23 protein-coding genes are annotated in these 22,739 nt (G+C 62.5%); 21 read left to right on the top strand and 2 right to left on the bottom strand.

Annotated features, from left to right (window positions below; genetic code table 11):
• Nucleotides 1-83: 83 nt before the first annotated feature.
• The 9 genes from glyS to aceK all read left to right on the top strand — a co-directional run bounded on the left by glyS (nt 84) and on the right by aceK (nt 9,231).
• A complete protein-coding gene (gene glyS, locus NDI87_RS08920; protein ID WP_296274858.1) occupies nt 84-2,225 on the top strand; it encodes a glycine--tRNA ligase subunit beta in 2,142 nt (713 codons plus the stop codon).
• A gap of 31 nt (nt 2,226-2,256) precedes the next feature.
• The gene (gene gmhB / locus NDI87_RS08915; RefSeq protein ID WP_296274857.1) at nt 2,257-2,826 is read left to right on the top strand and encodes a D-glycero-beta-D-manno-heptose 1,7-bisphosphate 7-phosphatase; all 570 of its coding nucleotides are present in this window, start codon (nt 2,257-2,259) and stop codon (nt 2,824-2,826) included.
• Between the two features lie 5 nt (nt 2,827-2,831).
• Complete coding sequence (locus NDI87_RS08910) at nt 2,832-3,569, top strand: lysophospholipid acyltransferase family protein (protein WP_296274859.1); 738 nt, start codon at nt 2,832-2,834, stop codon at nt 3,567-3,569.
• Between the two features lie 12 nt (nt 3,570-3,581).
• Nucleotides 3,582-4,517, top strand: coding sequence for a SprT family zinc-dependent metalloprotease (locus NDI87_RS08905; RefSeq protein WP_296274856.1), 936 nt, complete (start codon nt 3,582-3,584; stop codon nt 4,515-4,517).
• Between the two features lie 98 nt (nt 4,518-4,615).
• A complete protein-coding gene (locus NDI87_RS08900; protein WP_296274855.1) occupies nt 4,616-5,020 on the top strand; it encodes a MerR family DNA-binding transcriptional regulator in 405 nt (134 codons plus the stop codon).
• On the top strand, nt 5,017-5,451 hold the full coding sequence (locus NDI87_RS08895; protein WP_296274854.1) for a PaaI family thioesterase: 435 nt from the start codon (nt 5,017-5,019) through the stop codon (nt 5,449-5,451). The genes NDI87_RS08900 and NDI87_RS08895 overlap by 4 nt, the downstream gene beginning before the upstream one ends.
• Nucleotides 5,452-5,490: 39 nt before the next feature.
• The gene (locus tag NDI87_RS08890; protein ID WP_296274853.1) at nt 5,491-6,672 is read left to right on the top strand and encodes an isovaleryl-CoA dehydrogenase; all 1,182 of its coding nucleotides are present in this window, start codon (nt 5,491-5,493) and stop codon (nt 6,670-6,672) included.
• Between the two features lie 29 nt (nt 6,673-6,701).
• Nucleotides 6,702-7,364, top strand: coding sequence for a carbonate dehydratase (gene can / locus NDI87_RS08885; RefSeq protein ID WP_296274852.1), 663 nt, complete (start codon nt 6,702-6,704; stop codon nt 7,362-7,364).
• Nucleotides 7,365-7,398: 34 nt separating this feature from the next.
• Nucleotides 7,399-9,231: a bifunctional isocitrate dehydrogenase kinase/phosphatase gene (aceK, locus tag NDI87_RS08880; protein WP_296274851.1), complete on the top strand. Its 1,833-nt coding sequence runs from the start codon at nt 7,399-7,401 to the stop codon at nt 9,229-9,231.
• 23 nt (nt 9,232-9,254) lie between these two features.
• Here aceK and NDI87_RS08875 read toward each other — a convergent pair whose 3' ends face one another.
• Nucleotides 9,255-10,808: a PLP-dependent aminotransferase family protein gene (locus tag NDI87_RS08875; protein WP_296274850.1), complete on the bottom strand. Its 1,554-nt coding sequence runs from the start codon at nt 10,806-10,808 to the stop codon at nt 9,255-9,257.
• 219 nt (nt 10,809-11,027) lie between these two features.
• On the opposite strand from NDI87_RS08875, the gene NDI87_RS08870 reads away from it, so the two are divergent.
• The 8 genes from NDI87_RS08870 (at nt 11,028) to NDI87_RS08835 (ending at nt 18,704) form a co-directional block, all read left to right on the top strand.
• A complete protein-coding gene (locus NDI87_RS08870) occupies nt 11,028-11,411 on the top strand; it encodes a DUF2917 domain-containing protein (RefSeq protein ID WP_296274849.1) in 384 nt (127 codons plus the stop codon).
• Between the two features lie 110 nt (nt 11,412-11,521).
• On the top strand, nt 11,522-12,703 hold the full coding sequence (locus NDI87_RS08865; RefSeq protein ID WP_296274848.1) for an acetyl-CoA C-acyltransferase: 1,182 nt from the start codon (nt 11,522-11,524) through the stop codon (nt 12,701-12,703).
• A gap of 31 nt (nt 12,704-12,734) precedes the next feature.
• On the top strand, nt 12,735-13,403 hold the full coding sequence (locus tag NDI87_RS08860; RefSeq protein WP_296274847.1) for an SDR family oxidoreductase: 669 nt from the start codon (nt 12,735-12,737) through the stop codon (nt 13,401-13,403).
• A 31-nt stretch (nt 13,404-13,434) separates the two neighbouring features.
• Entirely contained in the window at nt 13,435-14,562 is a 1,128-nt protein-coding gene (locus tag NDI87_RS08855) for an acyl-CoA dehydrogenase family protein (RefSeq protein ID WP_296274846.1), read from the top strand.
• A gap of 151 nt (nt 14,563-14,713) precedes the next feature.
• Nucleotides 14,714-16,102: a Trk system potassium transporter TrkA gene (gene trkA / locus NDI87_RS08850; protein WP_296274845.1), complete on the top strand. Its 1,389-nt coding sequence runs from the start codon at nt 14,714-14,716 to the stop codon at nt 16,100-16,102.
• 3 nt (nt 16,103-16,105) lie between these two features.
• Complete coding sequence (locus tag NDI87_RS08845) at nt 16,106-17,566, top strand: potassium transporter TrkG (protein ID WP_296274844.1); 1,461 nt, start codon at nt 16,106-16,108, stop codon at nt 17,564-17,566.
• Between the two features lie 34 nt (nt 17,567-17,600).
• A complete protein-coding gene (locus NDI87_RS08840) occupies nt 17,601-18,026 on the top strand; it encodes a rhodanese-like domain-containing protein (protein WP_296274843.1) in 426 nt (141 codons plus the stop codon).
• Nucleotides 18,027-18,044: 18 nt separating this feature from the next.
• A complete protein-coding gene (locus NDI87_RS08835; RefSeq protein ID WP_296274842.1) occupies nt 18,045-18,704 on the top strand; it encodes an HAD family phosphatase in 660 nt (219 codons plus the stop codon).
• On the opposite strand, the gene NDI87_RS08830 is transcribed toward NDI87_RS08835, so the two are convergent.
• Entirely contained in the window at nt 18,690-19,739 is a 1,050-nt protein-coding gene (locus NDI87_RS08830; RefSeq protein WP_296274841.1) for an AraC family transcriptional regulator, read from the bottom strand. The two genes, NDI87_RS08835 and NDI87_RS08830, sit on opposite strands and share 15 nt — an antisense overlap.
• A gap of 172 nt (nt 19,740-19,911) precedes the next feature.
• Here NDI87_RS08830 and NDI87_RS08825 point away from each other — a divergent pair, with 172 nt between their 5' ends.
• The 4 genes from NDI87_RS08825 to NDI87_RS08810 form a co-directional block, all read left to right on the top strand.
• On the top strand, nt 19,912-21,534 hold the full coding sequence (locus NDI87_RS08825) for a carboxyl transferase domain-containing protein (protein ID WP_296274840.1): 1,623 nt from the start codon (nt 19,912-19,914) through the stop codon (nt 21,532-21,534).
• A gap of 11 nt (nt 21,535-21,545) precedes the next feature.
• Complete coding sequence (locus NDI87_RS08820) at nt 21,546-22,325, top strand: enoyl-CoA hydratase/isomerase family protein (protein WP_296274839.1); 780 nt, start codon at nt 21,546-21,548, stop codon at nt 22,323-22,325.
• A 54-nt stretch (nt 22,326-22,379) separates the two neighbouring features.
• Nucleotides 22,380-22,505, top strand: coding sequence for a hypothetical protein (locus NDI87_RS08815; RefSeq protein ID WP_296274838.1), 126 nt, complete (start codon nt 22,380-22,382; stop codon nt 22,503-22,505).
• A partial coding sequence (locus tag NDI87_RS08810) for a biotin carboxylase N-terminal domain-containing protein (RefSeq protein ID WP_296274837.1) occupies nt 22,498-22,739 on the top strand: 242 nt, incomplete at its 3' end. The genes NDI87_RS08815 and NDI87_RS08810, both read left to right, overlap by 8 nt.

Raw genomic sequence — 22,739 nt, 5'->3', positions numbered from 1 at the left:
TACTTTGACAGCCGCGAGCGCCTGGGTTTCCCGATGGCGCCGCGCGAGTGGGTTGCTGAAATGTCCAAGAAAGCCGCCTGACCATGACCCATCAAAATCTTCTCGTTGAACTGTTTGTTGAAGAGCTGCCGCCCAAGGCGCTGAAAAAGCTCGGCGACGTGTTTGCCAGCCAGTTGTGCGCGCAGCTGCGCCAGTTGGGCCTGGCCTCCAGCGATTCGGTGGCCACGCCGTTTGCGTCACCCCGTCGTCTGGCCGCGCACATTACCCATGTGGCGGCCAAGGCGGCTGACACGGCGGTGCGGCAAAAGCTGATGCCGGTGAGTGTTGGCCTCGATGCCAATGGCCTGGCGACCCCCGCCTTGCTCAAGAAACTGCAGGCATTGGGCGCCGACGTGTCCGACCCGGTGTTTGCCGTGGCCGCGCTGCGCAAAGCACCTGACGGCAAGGCCGAGGCGCTGTTTTACGACAGCCTGGTGACCGGCGCCACGCTCGACGTGGGTTTGCAGCAGGCCCTGCTGGCCGCGCTGGCGCAGTTGCCGATCCCCAAAATGATGAGTTACCAGCTGCAGGCCGATTGCGAACTGCCCGGCTGGAGCAGTGTCAATTTCGTGCGCCCGGCGCATGGCTTGCTGGCCTTGCACGGCAGCAGCGTGGTGCCGGTCAAGGTGCTGGGTCTGACTTCCGGCAAGCTGACGCAAGGCCATCGTTTTGAGGCCCTGATGTCGCCAGTGACAGTGGGCCATGCTGACGACTACGCCGCCACGCTGCTGCGCGACGGCGCCGTGATGGCCAGCTTCAGCGACCGGCGCTTTGCCATCGTGCAGCAACTCGCACAGGCCGCCGAACGCCTGGGCCCGGGCTTTGAGGTGCTGATGGACGACGCTTTGCTTGACGAAGTGACGGCGCTGGTGGAGCGCCCGAATGTGCTGACTTGCCAGTTTGAGGAGCAGTTCCTGGCGGTGCCGCAAGAGTGCCTGATCCTGACCATGAAGGCCAACCAGAAATACTTTCCGCTGCTCGACACCCTGGGCAAATTGACGAACCAGTTCCTGGTGGTGAGCAACATCAGCCCGGCAGACGCCAGCGCCGTGATTGGCGGCAACGAACGCGTGGTGCGCCCGCGCCTGAGCGACGCCAAGTTCTTTTTCGACCAGGACCGCAAGAAAACGCTCGAATCCCGGGTGGCGGGACTCGACAAGGTGGTCTACCACAACAAGCTGGGCACGCAGGGCGAGCGCATGGCACGCGTCTGCGCCATTGCCCGTGCGCTGGCGCTGCAACTCGGCGGCGAGGCGCTGGTCAAACGGGCCGAGTTGGCCGCGCGCCTGGCCAAGACCGACCTGCTGACCGACATGGTGGGCGAGTTCCCGGAGCTGCAAGGCATCATGGGTGGCTATTACGCCCGTCACGACGGGCTGGACGCCGACGTTGCCGAGGCCATCGAAGACCATTACAAACCCCGTTTTGCCGGCGATGCCCTGCCGCGCAACTCGGTGGGGGTGGTGGTGGCGTTGGCCGACAAGCTGGAAACCCTGGTTGGCATGTTTGGCATCGGCAACCTGCCCACCGGTGACAAAGACCCGTTTGCCCTGCGCCGCCATGCGCTGGGTGTGATCCGGATGCTGGTTGAAAAAGACCTGGCGCTTGATTTGAATGCGCTGGTGGCGGCTGCCGTGCCGGCTTTTGGCAGCAAGGTTACCGATGCTGGCTCGGCACTCTGCGACTTTGTCTATGACCGTCTGGCCGGTTCCCTGCGTGAACAGGGCTACAGCGCGCTGGAAGTCGACGCCGTGCTGGCATTGCGTCCGCAACGCCTCGGCGACGTGCCGCGCCGTCTGGCCGCCGTGCGCGCCTTTGCCGCGCTGGCCGAGGCGCCGGCGCTGGCAGCGGCCAACAAGCGCATCAGCAACATCCTGAAAAAAGCCGGTACTGCGGCCGCTGTCGATGCCCATGTCAGCGAACTGCTGCTGAAAGAAGACGCTGAAAAAGCGCTGTACGCGGCCATGCAGGACATCGCGCCGCGCGCCCAGGCGCAGCTCGATGCCGGCGATTACACCGCCTCGCTGCAAACCCTGGCGGCCTTGCGCGCGCCGGTCGATGCGTTTTTTGACGGCGTGATGGTCAATGCCGAGGCACTTGATTTGCGCCTGAACCGCCTGGGCCTGCTCAAGGCCCTGCACCTGGCCATGAACCAGGTCGCCGACTTGTCGCGACTGGCGGCATGAGCGGTTGCTGTAACGTTGACAAAGGCACATCATGACCCCGATCAAGCTGGTGATTCTGGACCGAGACGGCACCATCAACGAAGACAGTGACGACTTCATCAAGTCGGCCGACGAATGGAAACCACTGCCCGGCGCGCTGGAGGCCATTGCCCGCCTCAACCAGGCCGCCTGGCATGTGGTGGTGGCGAGCAACCAGTCGGGGCTGGGGCGCGGGTTGTTCGAGGTGGCTGACCTGAATGCCATTCACGCCAAGATGCACCAGATGCTGGCCGCGGTGGGGGGGCGGATTGACGCCGTGTTTTACTGTCCGCATACGCCGGCTGACGAATGCCATTGCCGCAAGCCCGCCTCCGGATTGTTCGAGCAAATTGCAGACCGTTACGGGCTGGATTTTAAAAACGTGCCGGTGGTGGGTGATTCGGCCCGTGATGTCATTGCCGGTGTCGCGGTTGGCTGTGAGCCGCATCTGGTGTTGACCGGCAAAGCCGCCATTTACAAGGGCCGGGCCCTGCCCGAGTCTTTCCCACCGCAGACCCGGGTGCACGACGACCTGTCTGCGTTCGTTGACTTTCTGCTCAGCCGCGAAGAGGCTCAGGTCTGAAAATGCTGGCGCTGATTCGATCCATGTTGCACATGGCCTGGATGGTCATCACCGTGGTCCCCTGGACTTTTGCCGTGTTGCTGGTGTCCCTGTTTTCACGCCGCGCCGCCTGGTGGACCGCCGTCAACTGGTTCAGTGTGGTGATGTGGGGCACCCGGGTGATTCTGGGGGTGCAGTTCAGGGTGCTGGGTTATGACCACCTGCCGCTCGGCAAAAGCAGCGCAGCGGTGCTCTTGTCCAAACACCAATCGACGCTGGAAACCCTGCTGCTGCCCACCCTGATGCCGCATCCGCTGGCCTTTGTGTTCAAGCGCGAGTTGCTCAAGGTGCCATTTTTTGGCTGGTCGATGGCGCGCCTGGACATGATTCACATTGACCGCGAGTCGCGCACCGAGGCCATGAAACACGTCATCGAGCAAGGCTGCCGCCTGCTCGCGCACGGCACCTGGGTCATCATGTTCCCGGAAGGCACGCGCATGCCGCGCGGTCACAAGGGCACGTATCAGACGGCTGGCTCCCGTCTCGCGGTGCAGTCCGGTGCGCCGGTGATCCCGATCGCGGTCGCCACGGCACGCTGCTGGCCGCGTCAAGGCTTCATCAAACATCCGGGCGTGGTCACGGTGTCGATCGGCCCGGCTATGCCCAGCGCGGGGCGCGACCCGAAGGGCTTGATGCGCGAGGCCGAGGCCTGGATCGAGGCCGAGATGCGCCGCATTGACCCCGAGGCTTACCCTCGGGTTTAGGTACCTCGTCACATGCACCCGCTGCTGCGCTTTACGCTGGATTTGTTCGAGCCCAACCCGGCTGTGCTGCCTGTCATCCAGACGCCAAAAGCAAAGTCCCAACCGAGGCCTGCAGCGCCTGCGGCCCAGTCCATCCCGGCGGCAGGGCAGACCGTGCATTTCCGCCATCCTCACGCCAGCCGTGAGGTGCGGCTGGGCCATGCGCTGGTGGCCTATGAATTCAAGCGGGGCCAGCGGCGCAGCATCGGTTTTAGTGTCGGCCCGCATGGGCTGGCCGTGCGCGCGCCCAAATGGGTGCCGCTGGTCGAGGTGGATGCCGCACTGCAGGAAAAATCGGCCTGGATCCTGCGCAAACTGCAGGAAGTGCGCGAGCGCCATGCGCGGCTGGCCGAGCACAGGGTGGATTGGCGCGACGGAGCCGGTTTGCCGTTCCTGGGTCAAACCATTCGGCTCAAGCTGGATCCGGGACATGGTTTTGCTGCCGCCGGTGCCGAGCTGGTGGTCGATACGCTCGCCCCTGACGCTGCCACGGCAGCCTTGCCAGGCACTCAAGCGCCCATGATCCTGCACCTGAGTTTGCCGCACCACGCCAGTCCGGAGCAGATTCGCGACGTGGTGCAGGCCTGGTTGATGCGCCAGGCCAAACAGGTGTTTCAGGAGCGGTTGGACCACTTTTCCCCGCTGTTGGGTGTGCAGTGGAAAAAACTGGCCCTCAGCAATGCTGGCACCCGTTGGGGCAGCGCCCGTGTGGATGGTTCGATCCGGCTGAACTGGCGCCTGATTCACTTCAGTCTGGCGGTAATTGACTACGTGGTGGCACACGAGCTCAGCCACTTGCGCGAGATGAACCACAGCCCGCGCTTCTGGGACACGGTGCAGTCGGTGCTGCCCAATTACGCAGCGCTGCGCCAGCAACTCAAGAACGAGACGGCGCCGCGCTGGACCTGAGGCGGGCCGGAGGCCGTTGCGCAGCAGCCGCAAATTTGGCCTGAATTTGCCTCATAATTGACGTTTACGTTAACGTCAATCTACCGCAATCCATTGTCATGGCACACACCTACAGCATCAGCGACCTGGCCAAAGAATTCGATTTGACCACCCGCGCCATGCGTTTTTACGAAGACATGGGCTTGCTGTGCCCCGAGCGCACCGGGCCCGCAGGGCGCAGCCGGGTTTACAGCAGCCGCGACCGCACGCGGCTCAAACTCACGCTGCGTGCCAAACGCCTGGGCTTTAGCCTGGTCGAGGCCAAAGAGATCATCGACATGTACGACAGCCCGCGCGATACCGCGGTGCAGTTGGAGAAGTTCTTGCTGGTGCTGGCCCAGCATCAGCAGCAGCTCGAAGCCCAGATGAAAGACCTGCAGGCCAACCTGGACGAGCTCAAGGTGCACCAGCGGGAAGCCAAAGCCCTGCTCGCCAAGAGCCAACCCTTGAAAGCCAAACCATGAACCACACCGAGTCACCGCTGCAGCGGGTGCAGCGCAGTTTTGAACGCCAGGGCCTGATGCGCCTGTTGGGCGCAGCGGTTGACAGCGTTGCGCCCGGTGTGTGCGTCCTGAGCTTGCCGTATTCGGACAAGGTCACGCAGCAGCAGGGCGGTTTTCACGGCGGTGCCATGGGGGCGCTGGCGGATATTGCGGCCGGTTATGCCGGTCTGACCCAGACCCCGGCGGGCATGGAGGTGGTGACGGTGGAGTACAAAATCAACTTTCTGACGTCCTGCCAGGGCGGCAAGTTGCGCGCCACCGGGCGCGTCATCAAGGCCGGCAAACGCGTGATCGTGAGCGCGGCCGATGTGGTGCATGTGGCCGATGACGGCCGCGAGACGGCCTGTGCGGTGTTGCAGCAAACGCTCATGGCCGTGCCAAAAACCTACTGAATTCCCATTCAACAAAACCAGTCTCAGGAGACAAAACCCATGAACAACCTGCCCGGACTCAACTTTCAACTTGGCGAAGACATTGATGCACTGCGCGATGCGGTGCGCGACTTTGCCCAGGCCGAGATCGCACCGCGTGCGGCCGAGATTGACCGCAGCGACCAGTTCCCGATGGATTTGTGGCGCAAGATGGGCGAGCTGGGTGTGCTCGGCATCACCGTGGGTGAAGAGTATGGTGGCGCCAACATGGGCTACCTGGCGCACATGATCGCGATGGAAGAAATCAGCCGCGCCAGCGCCTCGGTGGGGCTGTCCTACGGTGCGCACTCCAACCTGTGCGTGAACCAGATCAGGCGCAACGGCACGCCGGAACAACGCCAGAAATACCTGCCCAAGCTGATCAGCGGCGAACATGTCGGCGCACTCGCCATGAGCGAGCCGGGTGCCGGCAGCGACGTGCTGTCGATGAAGCTCAAGGCCGAAGACAAAGGCGGCTACTACCTGCTCAACGGCAACAAGATGTGGATCACCAACGGGCCCGACGCCGACACGCTGGTGGTTTATGCCAAAAGCGAACCTGAACTGGGTGCGCGTGGCGTCACGGCTTTCCTGATCGAAAAGGGCATGCCCGGTTTCAGCATCGCGCAAAAGCTCGACAAGCTGGGCATGCGCGGCAGCCACACCGGCGAGCTGGTGTTCAACAACGTCGAGGTGCCCGAGTCGCATATCCTGGGCGGCCTCAACATGGGCGCCAAGGTGCTCATGAGCGGCCTCGACTACGAGCGTGCCGTGCTCACCGGCGGGCCGCTGGGCATCATGCAGTCGGTGATGGACAACGTGATTCCCTACATCCACGACCGCAAGCAGTTTGGCCAGAGCATTGGCGAGTTCCAGCTCATTCAGGGCAAGGTGGCCGACATGTACACCGTGCTGCAGGCGGCGCGCTCCTTTGCCTACACCGTGGCCAAGAATCTGGACCTGCTAGGCGCGGAGCATGTGCGCCAGGTGCGCAAGGACTGCGCCTCGGTGATTTTGTGGACAGCCGAAAAAGCCACCTGGATGGCCGGCGAGGGCGTGCAGATTTTTGGCGGCAATGGCTACATCAACGAGTACCCGCTGGGTCGCCTGTGGCGCGATGCCAAGCTCTACGAGATTGGCGCCGGCACCTCGGAGATTCGGCGCATGCTGATTGGACGCGAGTTGTTTTCTGAAACCTGCTGAAGCGGCAGGACACCCGGTAACATTGGCACATGAACTCATCTCTTCAACACCTGCTCGACAACAACATCGTCTGGGCTGCGCGCATGGAAGCGCAGCGCCCGGGTTTCTTTAGCCAGCTGGCGCAGCAACAAACGCCCAAATACCTCTGGATTGGCTGCGCCGACAGCCGTGTCCCGGCCAACGAAATCACCGGGCTGGACCCGGGCGAGGTGTTTGTGCATCGCAACATTGCCAATGTGGTGGTGCATTCGGATCTGAACGCCTTGTCGGTGATCCAGTTTGCCGTGGACCACCTCAAGGTCGAGCACATCATGGTGGTGGGTCACTACGGTTGCGGCGGCGTGCTGGCGGCCCTGCGCGGCACCCGGGTCGGGCTGGCCGACAACTGGCTGCGCCATGTCCATGATGTCAAGTTGCGCCACCGCCGGCGTCTGGACCACTTGACGGTGGCCGAGCAGGAAGACACCTTGTGCGAGATGAACGTGATCGAGCAGGTGGGCAACGTGGCCCTCAGCAACGTGCTGCAGGATGCCTGGGCGCGCGGCCAGAAAGTGGCGGTGCACGGCTGGTGTTATGGCCTCAAGGATGGGTTGGTGAATGATCTGGGTGTCAGCATGACCGGAACGCACGAAGTGGTGAATGTCTTCCGCAATGCCTTCAAGCGCTATCCCCGTCCGCTGCTACAAAAATAGCCCTGTCGAGACGCGCCACAGGTAAAGGCTCTTCATGTTCCCCGCCCGTCTCGATTCCACGCTGGCCTACGACATCGCCAAAGCGATGATGGACGGTTTCAACCGCCATTACCGGCTGTTTCGGACCGAGTCGGCGCGCGCCAAGCACCGTTTTGAGACGGCGGACTGGCATGGCCAGCAGCGGGCGCAGCGTGAGCGCATCGAGTTTTATGATTTGCGCGTGCGGGAATGCTCGATGCGGCTGGAGCGCGAGTTCAAGGCGGGTGAGCAGCCCATGGCCATCTGGCACCAGGTCAAGCTGCATTACATCGGTTTGCTGGTGGATCACCATCAGCCTGAATTGGCCGAGACTTTTTTCAATTCAGTCACCACCAAGATTCTGCACCGCAGCTATTTCCAGAATGATTTCATTTTCATTCGCCCGGCGGTGAGTACCGAGTACATTGAAAACAGCGAGTCCGAGTCGCGCCCCACCTACCGCGCGTATTACCCGAGCACCGGCAACCTGCATGAGGTCCTGCTGCAGATGGTCGGGGACTTTGACCTGCGGCGCGAATTTGCAGACCTGCCGCGTGACGTAGGCCGGGTGGCCGAGGTGATGACCGGCCTGCTGGGCGATGCCACCTTGCGTGCCAATTTTCAGATTCAGGTGCTGACCGGTCTGTTTTTCCGCAACAAGGGCGCCTACATTGTGGGCCGGCTGATCAACGGCTTCACAGAGTTTGCCTTTGCCTTGCCGATCCTGTACGTCAAGGGCGAAGAAAAGCTTGCCATTGACGCGGTGCTGTTCGGCGAGGACGACCTGCACATGCTGTTCAGCTTTGCGCGCGCCTACTTCATGGTGGACATGGAGATCCCCAGTGCTTACGTGCAATTTTTGCGCGGCTTGATGCCGCGCAAGCCACGCAATGAGCTTTACAACGCGCTGGGCCTGGCCAAGCAGGGCAAGACCCTGTTTTACCGCGACTTTTTATACCACCTGCGCCACTCCACCGACCAGTTCCGCACCGCGCCGGGTATCAAGGGCATGGTCATGCTGGTGTTCGATCTGCCCAGCTTTCCCTACGTGTTCAAGGTCATCAAGGATTTTTATCCGCCGCCCAAGGAAACCAGTCGCGAGCAGATCAAGGGCAAGTACCTGCTGGTCAAGCAGCACGACCGCGTTGGCCGCATGGCGGACACGCTGGAGTACAGCGAGGTGGGTTTCCCGCGCCAGCGTTTCGCCGACGAACTGATTGCCGAAATCGAAAAATTCGCCCCCAGCCAGCTTGAGATCAGCGACCGCGATGGCGACGGCCAGACCGAAGTGATTCTGAAGCACGTCTACATCGAGCGGCGCATGATTCCGCTCAACATTTACCTGCAGGAAGCCTTTGATGCGGGCGGTGCCGACCCCGCCAACACCAGCCCGCAGGCACAGCGTGCCCATGAGCAGTTGGAGCGCGGCGTGATCGAGTACGGCAACGCCATCAAGGACCTGGTGGCCGCCAACATTTTTCCCGGTGACATGTTGTGGAAAAACTTTGGCATCACGCGCCACGGCAAGGTGGTGTTCTACGACTACGACGAGATCGAATACATCACCGACTGCGTCTTTCGCCGGGTGCCCCAGCCGCGCAACGAAGAAGACGAAATGTCGGGCGAGGTCTGGTACACCGTGGGCCCGAAAGACGTGTTCCCCGAGACCTTTGGCCCGTTCCTGCTGGGCAACCCGGCGGTGAAAGCGGTGTTCATGCAGCACCACGCCGACCTGCTCGATGTGACGTTCTGGCAGAGCCATAAGGAGCGCATCCAGGCGGGTTACGTGTACGACGTGTTCCCCTACGAGCAAGAAAAACGCTTTCACCCGGAGCGGACGCAGGGGTGATGCCGGTCAAGCTGTGTGCGCTGTCACCACAAATCGTGGACGCAGACCCGGTCCCCATACATGAAATCGGTTCTGCCGATCTGGGTTGAGTCTGGCGCGGGTTGGACTTGTCTATCCGCTTGCAGCGTGCAGGCCAATCGGCCCACTTCAGTCAGCGCGTCCTGTTCAACCGCGCCCCAGGCTCCGGCAAAGCTCAAGCGCAGGAAATGCCGGTACTGCTGGCTGGAACAAAACAGCTGGCCGGGGCCGATCAGAATGCCGTGCGCCTTGCACAGCGCGAACAAGACCATCGTGTCCACCTGAACCGGTAGTTCAACCCACAGGGTGTAGCCTGCGGGCGGGTCGTAGACCCGCGTGCCCCTTGGAAAACTGGTTTGGATCAGCCGACGCGCCTGCCCCAGGCGTTGTTTCATTTGCAGGCACAGCCGCCGCAGATGGGCTTCGTAGTTGCCTTGGGTGAGCAAATCGGCCAGGGCGTATTCCAGTACCGCGTTGGTGGACGCGCCTTGCACCTTTTTCAGGGTCGCCACGGCCTGGCTCCAGCGCCCCGCCTCGACCCAGCCCAGGCGGATGCCGGGCGAAACCGTTTTGGCAAATGAGCCGCAGGTCATGACCCAGCCTTGGGTGTCAAAGGCCTTGACGGCTTTGCGCCGCGCATCGCTGGCCAACAGGTCGTTGAACACCACGTCTTCAATCAAGGGTACCTGGTGTTGCGTCACCAACTGGGCCAGGGCGCGTTTTTGCGTCAACGGCATCACGGCACCTTGCGGGTTGGACAGGGTGGGCACCAGCAGAACGGCGCGGATCGGTTGGGTTTGCAGGGCCAACTGCAACGCGGGCAACGACACCCCGGTGCGCGAGTCGGTCGGGATGGCCAGCGCTTTCAGGTGCATGGATGCCAACACATCCAGAAACCCGAAGAAGGTAGGGCTTTCTATCGCCACCAGATCACCGGGCTGGGTCACTGCCTGCAGGCACAGTGTGATGGCCTGGATGCACCCGGCCGTGATGACGATGTCCTCCCCCCGCAGCGCACAGCCCAGGTGCAGTGCGCGCAATGCCACGGCATCACGCAGGGCAGCGGTACCGGCCGAACTGGTGTACTCGATCAAGGTGTCGCGTTTCAGGCGCGTGGCACGGCTCAAGGCCACGCGAATGCGATCGGTATCAAAAAAATCTTTGTCTTTGGGCGAATAGCCGGCAAAGCTGGCCACTGGTTTGGTTGCTGTTACGGCGGGTGCGGTCTCGGTCTGCGCATGGGCCACGGCGGGCTGACGCCGGATTTTGCGCACCAGGTTGGTGGCCAGGGTTTTGCTGGCGCTGGCCACGAAGTAGCCCGCCTTGGGCCGTGGCTGCACCAGACCGTGTTCTTCCAGGTAGTGAAACGCCTGCACCACGGTGGATACCGACACCCCGTTTTGCACCGCCGAGTCGCGTACCGAAGGCAGTCGCTGCCCCACCTTGAGTGCACCGCTGGCCACCATTTGCGCCATGCGCAGGGCGATTTGCAGGTACAGCGGTACCGTTGTTGACGCTGGCGATGGCGTGTCCGGGGAGGCAACAGGGTTGGGGCTCATGGTTCCCATGCTAAAGCAAACCAGGGCCTTTTTGCAGTTTGCGTCGTCTGAATCAGCAGTACAGATATTTCCCAGGCGGTGCAGCACAGATGCAGCCAAATCGGGCTGTGCTGTCCTTCACATGAGCGCACGTTGTGTCTGGGCAATGAGGCGGCAAGCGTGGACAGTAAGGCCCATGGGCTCGCCACGTAACGAACCCTCACTTTTAAGGAGTTGCACATGCATCACATCTCTCCCGCCCTCACGCTGTTGCACCAACAGTGCCGCCTGATCAATGCCTCAGAGGGCGTTCGCCTGGAGGTGTGCAGCGGCTGCCTGTGGCTGACCCGCCCTGGTGATGCCGTGGACCGGTTTTTGGTGGCTGGTAGCACGCTGGATTTACATGAAAACCATGTGCTGATTCAAAGCGACCGGCATCCCGGGGCTGCGGGTGGCGTGCCCGCACGTTATGTGTTGGTGCCCCTGTGTGCGTCTAGTGTGAACCGGTACCGCCAGTGGTTCAAGCGCTTGACCAACCAAGTGGGAAACTACGTGCAGGGTCTGGCTGAAGTGAGCACACGCGCCACCCTGAAATCTGCCCGGGGTGCGCATGGCTTGCGCTGAGATGGATTGCCAAACCCGAGCACCACTGAAAAGTCGTGTTGCATGAGATTGACGTTAACGTAAACGTCAACTATTACAATGGTGGCTTCCTTTCATTTTCAGGAGCCACCATGGCAGAGCAAATTGTGATCGTGGGCGCAGCCCGCACCCCCATGGGTTCTTTCCAGGGTGACTTTTCTTCTCTGGCGGCGCACGACCTGGGCGGCGTGGCCATTCGGGCTGCGGTGGCCCGTGCCGGCGTTAACCCGGAGCTGGTCAACGAGGTGCTGTTTGGCAACTGCCTGATGGCGGGCCAGGGCCAGGCGCCGGCGCGTCAGGCGGCGCTCAAAGGCGGCTTGCCCTTGAGCGCGGGTGCGGTCACGCTGTCCAAAATGTGCGGCTCGGCCATGCGCGCCGCCATGTTTGCCAACGACATGCTGGCCGCTGGCAGTGCCGACGTGCTGGTGGCCGGCGGCATGGAGAGCATGACCAACGCGCCCTACCTGCTGCCCAAGGCGCGTGGTGGTTACCGCATCGGCCACGACCGCATTTTTGACCACATGATGCTCGACGGCCTCGAAGACGCTTACGAGCCCGGCCGTTCGATGGGCACTTTTGGCGAAGACTGCGCCGCCAAATATGGTTTTACCCGTGAACAGCAGGACGCCTTTGCCACCACCAGCGTGCAGCGCGCGCAGGCGGCGACCAAATCGGGTGCCTTTGCGGCCGAGATTGCGCCGGTCACGGTCAAGACCCGTGCCGGTGAGGTGCTCGTGTCGATTGACGAAGGCCCAGGCAAGGTCAAGCTCGACAAGATCAGTTCGCTCAAACCCGCGTTCAAAAAAGACGGCACCATCACGGCGGCCAGCAGTTCCAGCATCAACGACGGTGCCGCCGCGCTGGTCATGATGCGTGCCTCCACCGCCGCCAGCCTCGGCCTCAAACCGCTGGCGCGCGTGGTGGCCCACGCCGTGCACGCGCAGGAGCCCAACTGGTTTGCCACCGCGCCGATCGGCTCGGTCAACAAGGTGCTGGCCAAGGCGGGCTGGAACGTCAAGGATGTGGAGCTGTGGGAAGTCAACGAGGCTTTTGCCGTGGTGCCGATGGCGCTGATGCACGAGCTCGGCTTGAGTCACGACATCGTCAATGTCAATGGCGGCGCCTGCGCCCTCGGCCACCCGATTGGCTGCAGCGGCGCCCGCATCATGGTCACGCTGATGTATGCGATGAAGGCCAGGGGCCTCAAAAAAGGCGTGGCCAGCCTGTGCATTGGCGGCGGCGAGGCGACCGCGATCGCGCTTGAAGTAGCCTGAGCGCGGCGCGGCATTCAGGCCTCCAAGCATCATGTCTGTTGTTCTGGTTATCGGCGCATCCCGGGGTATCGGCCTGGAATTCGTTCGCCAGTACACCGAAGCGGGCGAGCGCGTCATTGCCACCGTGCGGGACGCCGCCGGACGCGCGCGCGCTGAGGCGCTGGGCGCGGAAGTGCTGACTGTCGACGTGAGCCAGCCGGCCAGCGTGAGCGGCCTGGCCTGGCAGCTTGATGGCGAAAAGATCGACACCGCGCTGTATGTCGCCGGCGTCTACGCGTCCGGCACGGCGCTCTCGCCGCCCACGCGCGAGCTGTTTGACCAGACGCTGCACACCAATGTGCTGGGCGCCATGCAGGTGCTGCCGCAGGTGGCGCCGCTGGTCGAGGCCGCGCAGGGCCGCTTTGGCTTCATCAGCAGCGGCATGGGGCATATCGGCAGTGTGGAATCCAGCCAGGGCTGGACCTACCGCGTCAGCAAGGCCGCGCTCAACATGGCGGTGGCCTCGGCCCAGCATGACTACCCGGCCGCCATCCTGGTCGCGTTATGCCCCGGCTGGGTGCGCACCGACCTGGGCGGACCCAACGCACCCCTGAGCGCTGCAGACAGCGTGCGCGCCATGCTCGCCACGCTCGCCAACCTGACGCCGGCCCAGAAGGGCCAGTTTTTCCACCACGACGGCCGGCCGTTTGCCGGGTGGTAATTCCCTTCCTCACGATCTGGACACAACAACCATGCTGCTGACACAAGACCAGGAACAGGTGCGCGACGCGGTGCGCGCTTTCGCCCAGGCCGAACTCTGGCCGAACGCCGCACGCTGGGACAAGGAGCACCACTTTCCCAAGGCGGCGCACCAGGGTCTGGCGGCGCTGGGCGCCTACGGCATTTGCGTGCCCGAGGAATTTGGCGGCGCCAACTTCGACTACCTCACGCTGGCGCTGGTGCTGGAAGAAATTGCCGCCGGTGACGGCGGCACCAGCACCGTGATCAGCGTGACCAACTGCCCGGTCAACGCCATCCTGATGCGCTACGGCAACCCAGAGCAGAAAAAGCAGTGGCTGACACCCCTGGCGCAAGGGCAGATGCTGGGCGCCTTTTGTCTGACCGAGCCGCATGTGGGCTCGGACGCCTCCAGCCTGCGCACCACCGCGGTCAAGGACGGTGACGACTACGTCATCAATGGGGTCAAGCAGTTCATCACCAGCGGCAAACATGGCGACGTGGCCATCGTCATCGCGGTCACCGACAAGGGCGCCGGCAAGAAAGGCATGAGCGCCTTTCTGGTGCCCACCAATGCGCCCGGCTACGTGGTTGCGCGGCTCGAAGACAAGCTGGGCCAGCACAGCAGCGACACCGCGCAGATCAACTTTGACAACTGCCGCATTCCCGCAGAGAACCTGATCGGCACCGAGGGCCAGGGCTATGGCATTGCTTTGGGCGGGCTGGAGGGCGGGCGCATCGGCATCGCCGCGCAAAGCGTGGGCATGGCGCGCAGTGCGTTCGAGGTGGCGCTGGCCTATGCCAAAGAGCGTCAGAGCTTTGGCACCGCCATTTTCAACCACCAGGCGGTGGGCTTTAGGCTGGCCGAGTGCGCCACCCAACTGGAAGCGGCTCGGCAATTGATCTGGCATGCGGCGTCATTGCGCGATGCCGGCAAGCCCTGCCTCAAGGAAGCCGCCATGGCCAAGCTGTTTGCCAGCGAAATGGCCGAAAAAGTGTGCAGCGCCGCCATCCAGACCCTGGGTGGCTACGGTGTGGTCAGCGACTTCCCGGTGGAGCGCATCTACCGCGACGTGCGCGTCTGCCAGATTTACGAAGGCACCTCCGACGTGCAGAAAATCATCATTCAGAGAAACTTATAAGCTTGTGGGACAGACCGCAGCACGCCATGCGTGCCAGCTCTGTCCCCAACTGATCGTCGGATGTTGGCTGGCCAAGCTTGTGGGACAGGCCGCAGCATGCGAAGCGGCTATCCGCGCACAGTTATGATTCGCCCAACACAAGGCACCCTTTATGCGCATCATCATTCTGGGAGCCGGGCGCGTGGGCGAAAGCGTCGCCGAGAGCCTGGTTTCCGAGCAAAACGACATCACCCTGATCGACCCTGATCCCGAGTTGCTGCGCGACCTGGAAGACCGGCTGGATTTGCGCGGCGTGCCGGGCAATGGCATTCAACCCTCGGTGCTGCGCAGCGCCGGCGCCGAAGATGCCGACCTGTTTGTCGCCTGCGCCGCCCTCGATGAGACCAATCTGACCGCCTGCAAGGTGGCGCATGACGTGTTTGGCATCCCCGTCACCGTGGCGCGCCTGCGCTCGCCCGAGTTCATTGAGGGCGATGCCTTGTTGGGCAAGTCAGGCTTTGGTGTGACGCATGTGATTTGTCCCGAAGAGTCGGTGATGCACTACATCCACAAGCTCATCGACTACCCTGAAGCGCTGCAGGTGCTGGAGTTCTCGCGCAGCCGGGCGCATCTGGTTGCTATGCGCGCCGCCCAAGGCAGTCCCCTGGTCAACCACACCATTGGCGAATTTCGCGAACTCTTTCCCTGGGCCGAGATGCGCGTGGTGGCGCTCTACCGGCAGGACGCTGAAGTGCCGGTGGCGGCCGATACCCGCGTGCTGGCCGGTGACGAGGTCTTTGTGCTGGCCGACAAGCAAAAGATTCGGGACGTGCTGCGGGCCATTCACAACAACGACCAGCCGGTGCGCCGCGTCATGATTGCGGGCGGCGGCAAGGTGGGCCTGCGGCTGGCGCGCAGCCTGGTCGGGCAGTGTGAGGTCAAGATCATTGAGCGAGACCACAAGCGTTGCAAGTACCTGGCCGGGGAGCTGCCTTCGAGCATGCTGGTGCTCGAAGGCGACTCCGCCGATGAAACCCTGCTGCTCGAAGAGGGCGTGGGGCAGATGGATCTGTTCATCTCGCTGACCAACGACGATGAAGACAACATCCTGTCCGCCATGCTGGCCAAGCGGCTCGGGGCCAGGCGCGTCATAGCCTTGATCAACCGGCGCATTTATGCCGAAATGATGCAGGGCAGCACCATTGACATTGCCATCTCGCCGGCGCAAACCGTGATTGGCGAGCTGCTGGTGCATGTGCGCCGCGGTGCGCTGGCGGCGGTACACAGCCTGCGTCGCGGTGAGGCCGAGGCGCTGGAAGGGGTGGCGCGGGGCGATGCCAAGACATCCCAACTGGTGGGGCGGCGCATTGAGCAGGTCAAGCTGCCAGACGGCGCCCGTTTTGGCGTCATCGTGCGTGGCGAGGGGCGGGATTGCGAGGTGTTGATGCCGCACCACGACCTGGTGATCCAGGAGGCTGACCGCATCATCATCTTCATTCCCAACAAGCGTTTGCTCAAGCCGGTGGAAAAGTTGTTTCAGGTGAACGTCAGCTTCTTTTAGACCATGACCAGCCTGGCTCCGGCGCTCAACATTCTGGCCCGCATCATGGTGGGTTATGCCCTGCTGTTTTTGGTGCCCATGGCCTGGGCCTGGCAGCTGGATGCGCCGGCATTGCTTGACGTTTGGTTGCAAAGCATGGCGATCACGCTGGGCCTTGGGCTGTTGCTCTGGTTGCTCACCCATCGTTTTCACCGGGAGTTGATGCCGCGCGATGGTTTCCTGCTGGTCAATCTGGTGTGGACGGTGCTGCCCGCCTGCTCTGCGGTTCCGCTGGTGCTGGCCATTGACGGCCTGAGCTGGACCGATGCCTATTTTGAGGCCATGAGTGGCCTGACCGCCACCGGGGCCACGGCGTTCTCCGGGCTGGACAGCTTGCCGGTCTCGGTGAACGTGTGGCGCTGTTTTTTGCAGCTGATTGGCGGCCTGGGGGTGATGCTGCTGGTGGTGGCGGTGTTGCCCTTGCTGGGCCTGGGTGGCGTGCAGCTCTACAAGGCTGAAACGCCCGGTCCCATGAAAGATGCACGACTGACACCGCGCATCGCCGAGACGGCGCGCGGCCTGTGGGGCGTGTATTTTGTGTTTTCTGCGGCCTGCATGCTGGCTTATCAGCAGGCGGGCATGAGCTGGGCCGATGCCTTCATGCACATGTGCAGCACCATGGGCCTGGGCGGGTTTTCGTCGCACGATGCCAGTTTTGGCTTCTGGGATTCGCGCGACATCGAAGGGGTGGCCATCGTTTTCATGGCGCTCTCCGGTATCAGCTTTGCCCGGTATTTCATCGTCTGGCGAGCGCGCTCATTTCGGTCCATGTGGCTTGATACCGAAGTACGGACTTATGTGTTGGTTTTGCTAGCCTCGGCCCTGGGCATGGCGGCATTGCTGATGTTTCATGGCGCCTTTGACCAGTATGGTGAGGCGCTGCGCGCCGCCGCTTTTCATGTGGTGTCGGTAGCCACCACCACCGGCTATGCGTCGGCGGACTATGCCTTGTGGCCGGTGTTTGCGCCGGTCTGGTTGATGTTTCTGGGCACCTTTGTGTCGTGCGCGGGCTCCACCGGGGGCGGCATCAAGATGGTGCGCATGTTGCTGCTTATCAAACAGTCGCGCCGCGAGCTGGTGCGCGCCATCCACCCGCGCGTGGTGAACCCGGTCACCATGGGGCGCACCACCATTGCGGTCACGGTGATTGCGGCGGTGATGGCCTACATGCTGATTTATGGCGCCAGCACCATCGGCTTGACCATGCTGATGCTGCTCACCGGGCTTGACATCGTCACGGCGTTTTCTGCGGTGGTGGCCACCCTGAACAACATTGGCCCTGGTTTGGGACAGGTCGGACCGGCCTCCAATTTTGGTGTGCTCACTGATTTTCAGACCTGGATTTGCACCGTGGCCATGTTGCTCGGGCGGCTTGAGTTGCTGGCCGTGATGGTGCTGTTTGTGCCGCAGTTCTGGCGCAAGTAAAGTTAGCCCCTTATTTTTCAACAGGAGACTTCCCATGCCGATCACCAAAGGCTGCCAACAACTCGTGGCCGAGGCCATGGCCCAAGTCAGGACTTATTCTGTGGACGAGGTCAAGGCCCGCCTGAGCGATCCCCATGTGCAAGTGGTTGACATCCGTGACGTGCGGGAGCTGGAACGCGAAGGCACCGTGCCGGACTGCATCAACGCGCCGCGCGGCATGCTGGAGTTCTGGGTGGACCCGGCCTCGCCCTATTACAAGCCGGTGTTTGGCGATGAGTCCAGGGAATTCATTCTGTTTTGCGGTGCCGGCTGGCGCAGCGCGCTGGCCACCCAGGCGCTGCAAGCCATGGGCATGACCAACGTGGCGCACATCGATGGCGGTTTTACCGCGTGGGTCAGGCAGGGCGCCCCGGTGGAAACCTATGAACAACACAAGGCGCGCCGCCACGCCAAGGCTTAGGACGGAAGGGTACAAGACATGAAATTTGACGCAATTTTGTTTGACTGCGATGGTGTGCTGGTCGACAGCGAGCCCTTGACCAACCAGGTGCTGCGCGACATGCTGGATGAATCCGGCTGGTCCATGACGCTGGCCGAATGCATGAGTTACTTTGTCGGCAAAACCGTGCGTGAAGAACGCGCCGAGATCGAGGCGCGCACCGGCCAACCCTTGACGCAGGACTGGCTCAACAGCTTTTACCAACGGCGCAACCAGGCGCTCATTGCCGGGCTCGAAGTGATCCCGGGTGCCAAGGCAGCGGTGCAGGCGGCGCATGATGCCACCCAGGGGCGCATTGCCTGCGCGTCAGGCGCTGACCGCTTCAAAGTGGAAATGCAGTTGAGCAAGGTTGACTTGTTGGGCTTCTTTGAGGGCAGGGTTTTCAGCGGCCATGAAATGCCGCGCTCCAAGCCCGCGCCCGATGTGTATCTGGCGGCTGCCGAGCATCTGAATGTGCCGGGTCACCAGTGCCTGGTGATCGAAGACACCAGCGTGGGCATCACGGCGGGCGTGGCGGCCGGCGCCACGGTGTGGGCTTACAGTCCTCGGCCAGAGGGGGATGCCGCCTTGCTGCTGGCAGGTGCGAGCCAGGTATTTCGCCGCATGGCCGATGTGCCGGTGCTGCTAGCCGCCGGGTGATCCAGGCGCGTTGCCGCTGCTCTGCCTGAATTCCGCGGGTGACTTTCCGGTCCAATCCTTGAAGGCGCGCATGAAACTCTTTTCATTCTGAAACCCGCTGGCCTGCGCGACCTGTTTGATCGGACGGGTGGTACGCAGCAACAGTTCCTGTGCCCGCTGCCGGCGCACCTCGTCTTTCAGCGCCTGCAATGATGCGCCTTCTTCCTTGAGTTGGCGGTGCAGGGTGCGCGGCGACATCGCCAGCAGCGTGGCCAGGTCGTCGGCGCTGTGGGTGTTGGCGGGCTGGGTGCTCAAGGCCTGGCGCACCCGCTGCACCAGCAGGCGGTCGCGCCGGTATTGCAAAACGGTGAGGGGCAGTGCGTGCTTGAGCATCTGCTGCAAAGCGGCCTCGTCGCGCCTGAGCGGCAATTCCAGGTAACGTGCATCGAAACGGATCGCGGCTGATGCCGCCTCAAACACGGTGGGGCCGGAAAACAGCACGCTGTAAACGTCCTGATGCGCCGGCGCGGCAAACGGAAATTGTGCGCCCTGCAAGGCAATGCGTGAGTCAATCAGCCAACAGGCCAGGCCATGAAAATTGCGCAGCACCGAGACCAGGCAGAACTCGCGCAACGCTTTCAGGTCAGCGTGTTCGGTGATCGTCAACGTTGCTTGCTCACCCGTGGTGGCGAGCCTGAGGCGGATGTCGTCGGCTATCAGGCCATGGTGACGGCACCAGCGCTGCAAGGCCACGCCCAGCTTGGGCGCGCTGATGGAGGCGCGCGCCAGCATGCCGTAGCTGCCCCAGGGCAAGCGGCGGCTGAACCAGCCCAGTGCCTCGTCGTCAAGCTCCTGCATGGCGGCGCCCGAGATGCGCTCCATTTGCAAGGCGCTGATGCGATGGCCAGAATTGCACAAAAATTCTGGCTTGATTTGTGCTGAGCGCAGCGCTGCCGTGGGGTTTTTTCCGTATTTCTCATAGGCCTGCACAATGGCCTGGACAAAGGCGACCGGTGTGATAGCCAGCGATTTGGCATGGGCTCCCAGGACGCTCATGGCGGGTTTATCCTGGGTTGAATGGCTGGCATCTGGCATGGTGCAAAGTATCGCCAAAGATGGCACGATTTGCAACCTGCGTGACAACCCATCTCCCGCTTGTCGTTCTATGCTCGGCAGATCACAATCGCTTGCCAATGCAAGGTCCTCTCTGACTCACCGAAAGCATGCCATGTCCGTTCTGGAGACGAAACTCAACGCCCGCTCTGCTGATTTTTGTGCCAACGCCGCCGCCATGCGGATTTTGGTGGATGACCTGAATGCCAAAGTCACCCAGGTCGAGCTGGGTGGCGGCGACGCGGCCCGAGCCAAACACACGGCGCGCGGCAAGCTGCTGCCGCGCGACCGGGTGCAGATGCTGCTCGACCCCGGCACGCCGTTTCTGGAACTCTCGCCGCTCGCCGCTTTGGGCATGTACCCGGACCGCGACGGCAGCGACAGCGCGCCCGGTGCCGGTTTGATTGCCGGCATTGGCCGCATCGAAGGGGTGGACTGCATGATTGTCTGCAACGACGCTACCGTCAAAGGCGGCACCTACTACCCGATGACGGTCAAAAAGCACCTGCGCGCGCAGGAAGTTGCGCAGCAAAACCGGCTGCCCTGCATTTACCTGGTGGACTCGGGCGGGGCCAACTTGCCCAACCAGGACGAGGTGTTCCCGGACCGTGACCATTTTGGCCGCATCTTCTTCAATCAGGCCACCATGAGCGCGCAGGGTCTGGCGCAAATTGCCGTGGTCATGGGCAGCTGCACCGCCGGCGGCGCCTATGTGCCGGCCATGAGTGACGAGGCCATTATTGTCAAGAACCAGGGCACCATTTTTCTGGGTGGCCCGCCGCTGGTGAAAGCCGCCACCGGCGAGGTGGTCACCGCCGAAGATCTGGGTGGCGGCGACGTGCACACGCGCCTGTCTGGTGTGGCGGATCATCTGGCGCAAAACGACATGCACGCGCTGGCGCTGGCGAGATGCGCCGTGAAAAACCTGAACAAGGGCAAGCTCCAGGTCGCCACCGACCATGCACCCGCCGCGCCCAAATATGCGGCGCAAGAGCTTTACGGCGTGATCCCGGTGGACACCCGCAAGCCCTTCGATGTGCGCGAGATCATCGCCCGCATCGTCGATGACTCTGACTTTGACGAATTCAAGTCGCGCTTTGGTACCACGCTGGTCTGCGGTTTTTCCCGCATCGAGGGCATGCCGGTGGGCATCATCGCCAACAACGGCATTCTGTTCAGCGAATCGGCGCTCAAAGGCACACATTTCATCGAACTCTGCTGCCAGCGCAGGATTCCCTTGGTCTTCTTGCAGAACATCACCGGCTTCATGGTCGGGCGCAAATACGAGAACGAAGGTATCGCGCGCAACGGCGCCAAGATGGTGACTGCGGTGGCGACCGCCAGCGTTCCGAAATTCACCATCATCATCGGCGGCAGTTTTGGCGCCGGCAATTACGGCATGTGCGGCCGCGCCTTCGGGCCCCGATTTTTGTGGATGTGGCCCAACGCGCGCATTTCGGTGATGGGCGGCGAGCAGGCCGCGAGTGTGCTGGCCACGGTGCGTCGCGATGGCATCGAACTCAAGGGCGGGCAGTGGAGCGCGGCGGAAGAAGAAGCTTTCAAGGCGCCGATCCGCAGCCAGTACGAAACCCAGGGCCACCCCTATTTCGCCAGCGCGCGCCTGTGGGACGACGGCATCATCGACCCGGCCGACACCCGCCGCGTGCTGGCGCTGGGCCTGAGCGCGACGCGCAACGCGCCGATTGAAGACACGCGCTTTGGCCTGTTTCGGATGTGAGCGCGGACACCATGCCATCCATCTCGATTTCCACGACCGGCCACTGCGCCACGGTCACCCTGAACCGTCCCGAGGTGCGCAATGCTTTCAATGACGAGGTGATTGCCGAACTCACCCATGCCTTCACCCAGTTGGGTCAGGACCCGCAGGTGCGCGCCATTGTGCTGGCCGCAGAAGGCATGGCTTTCTGCGCTGGCGCCGACCTCAACTGGATGCGGCGCATGGCCGACTACAGCCAAGCCGAAAACCTGGCGGATGCCGGGCAACTGGCCGAGATGCTGCGCGTCATTTACATCTGCCCAAAACCCACGGTGGCGCGCATCCAGGGCGACGTGGTTGCCGGTGGCATGGGCCTGGTGGCCGCCTGCGACATGGCGGTGAGCGTGGACACCGCCAACTACTGCCTCAGTGAGGTCAAGCTGGGACTTTACCCGGCCACCATCAGCCCCTATGTGATTCGTGCCATGGGCGCGCGCGCCGCGCACCGCTACTTTTTGACCGCCGAGCGTTTTGATGCGGCCGAGGCCTTGCGCATCGGTTTTGTCCACTCAGTGGTGCTCGCCGCGCAACTCGATGAACAGGTGGCGGACATCACCAAGGCGTTGGTCAATGCCAGCCCCAACGCGGTCAAGGAATGCAAGACCCTGCTGCATGACGTGGCGGGCAAGGAGATCGACGCCGCCCTGATCGTCCACACCGTGCAAGGCATTGCCGGCATTCGCGCCAGCCCCGAGGGCAAGGAGGGCGTGCAGTCCTTCCTGCAAAAGCGCAAACCCAACTGGCTCACTTAATTGGGGTCAGATTCCAATTAATTTGCGCTTGAATTCATTCCGACGGAGACCAACATGTTCACAAAAATCCTGATCGCCAACCGCGGTGACCAGCCGCAAAGCGGCGCAGCAGCGAAGCTAAAACGCCAGGCACGCGCAGCGGGCCAAGGAAATTGCAGCGCGGAGGTCACCCATGTTTAATAAGATTCTGAGCGCCAATCGCGGTGAAATTGCCTGCCGGGTGGCGGCTACCGCACGCCGCATGGGCATCAAAACGGTGGCGGTGTACTCCGATGCCGATGCCCATGCCAAACACGTTGCCGCCTGTGATGAATCGGTCCACATTGGCGGCAGCGCGCCCAAAGACAGCTATTTGCGCTGGGAAAAGATCATCGAAGCCGCTCAGGCCACTGGCGCCCAGGCGGTGCATCCCGG

Source organism: Rhodoferax sp. (assembly GCF_023701345.1).
In the GTDB taxonomy this organism is placed as follows: domain Bacteria; phylum Pseudomonadota; class Gammaproteobacteria; order Burkholderiales; family Burkholderiaceae_C; genus Rhodoferax.
The sequence above is the reverse complement of the archived record's forward strand: the minus strand, read 5'-3'. Positions and strand labels throughout refer to the sequence as shown.

Bases quoted from the DNA above. Each gene is read 5' to 3' on its own strand.
- NDI87_RS08840 (WP_296274843.1), top strand. From the start codon at position 17,601: ATGCCGATCACCAAAGGCTGCCAACAACTCGTGGCCGAGGCCATGGCC.
- NDI87_RS08835 (WP_296274842.1), top strand. From the start codon at position 18,045: ATGAAATTTGACGCAATTTTGTTTGACTGCGATGGTGTGCTGGTCGAC.
- NDI87_RS08895 (WP_296274854.1), top strand. From the start codon at position 5,017: ATGAACCACACCGAGTCACCGCTGCAGCGGGTGCAGCGCAGTTTTGAA.
- NDI87_RS08865 (WP_296274848.1), top strand. From the start codon at position 11,522: ATGGCAGAGCAAATTGTGATCGTGGGCGCAGCCCGCACCCCCATGGGT.
- NDI87_RS08830 (WP_296274841.1), bottom strand. From the start codon at position 19,739: ATGAGCGTCCTGGGAGCCCATGCCAAATCGCTGGCTATCACACCGGTC.
- NDI87_RS08905 (WP_296274856.1), top strand. From the start codon at position 3,582: ATGCACCCGCTGCTGCGCTTTACGCTGGATTTGTTCGAGCCCAACCCG.
- trkA (WP_296274845.1), top strand. From the start codon at position 14,714: ATGCGCATCATCATTCTGGGAGCCGGGCGCGTGGGCGAAAGCGTCGCC.
- NDI87_RS08890 (WP_296274853.1), top strand. From the start codon at position 5,491: ATGAACAACCTGCCCGGACTCAACTTTCAACTTGGCGAAGACATTGAT.
- NDI87_RS08825 (WP_296274840.1), top strand. From the start codon at position 19,912: ATGTCCGTTCTGGAGACGAAACTCAACGCCCGCTCTGCTGATTTTTGT.
- NDI87_RS08820 (WP_296274839.1), top strand. From the start codon at position 21,546: ATGCCATCCATCTCGATTTCCACGACCGGCCACTGCGCCACGGTCACC.
- glyS (WP_296274858.1), top strand. From the start codon at position 84: ATGACCCATCAAAATCTTCTCGTTGAACTGTTTGTTGAAGAGCTGCCG.
- can (WP_296274852.1), top strand. From the start codon at position 6,702: ATGAACTCATCTCTTCAACACCTGCTCGACAACAACATCGTCTGGGCT.
- NDI87_RS08815 (WP_296274838.1), top strand. From the start codon at position 22,380: ATGTTCACAAAAATCCTGATCGCCAACCGCGGTGACCAGCCGCAAAGC.
- NDI87_RS08870 (WP_296274849.1), top strand. From the start codon at position 11,028: ATGCATCACATCTCTCCCGCCCTCACGCTGTTGCACCAACAGTGCCGC.
- NDI87_RS08855 (WP_296274846.1), top strand. From the start codon at position 13,435: ATGCTGCTGACACAAGACCAGGAACAGGTGCGCGACGCGGTGCGCGCT.
- NDI87_RS08845 (WP_296274844.1), top strand. From the start codon at position 16,106: ATGACCAGCCTGGCTCCGGCGCTCAACATTCTGGCCCGCATCATGGTG.
- NDI87_RS08875 (WP_296274850.1), bottom strand. From the start codon at position 10,808: ATGAGCCCCAACCCTGTTGCCTCCCCGGACACGCCATCGCCAGCGTCA.
- gmhB (WP_296274857.1), top strand. From the start codon at position 2,257: ATGACCCCGATCAAGCTGGTGATTCTGGACCGAGACGGCACCATCAAC.
- aceK (WP_296274851.1), top strand. From the start codon at position 7,399: ATGTTCCCCGCCCGTCTCGATTCCACGCTGGCCTACGACATCGCCAAA.
- NDI87_RS08860 (WP_296274847.1), top strand. From the start codon at position 12,735: ATGTCTGTTGTTCTGGTTATCGGCGCATCCCGGGGTATCGGCCTGGAA.
- NDI87_RS08900 (WP_296274855.1), top strand. From the start codon at position 4,616: ATGGCACACACCTACAGCATCAGCGACCTGGCCAAAGAATTCGATTTG.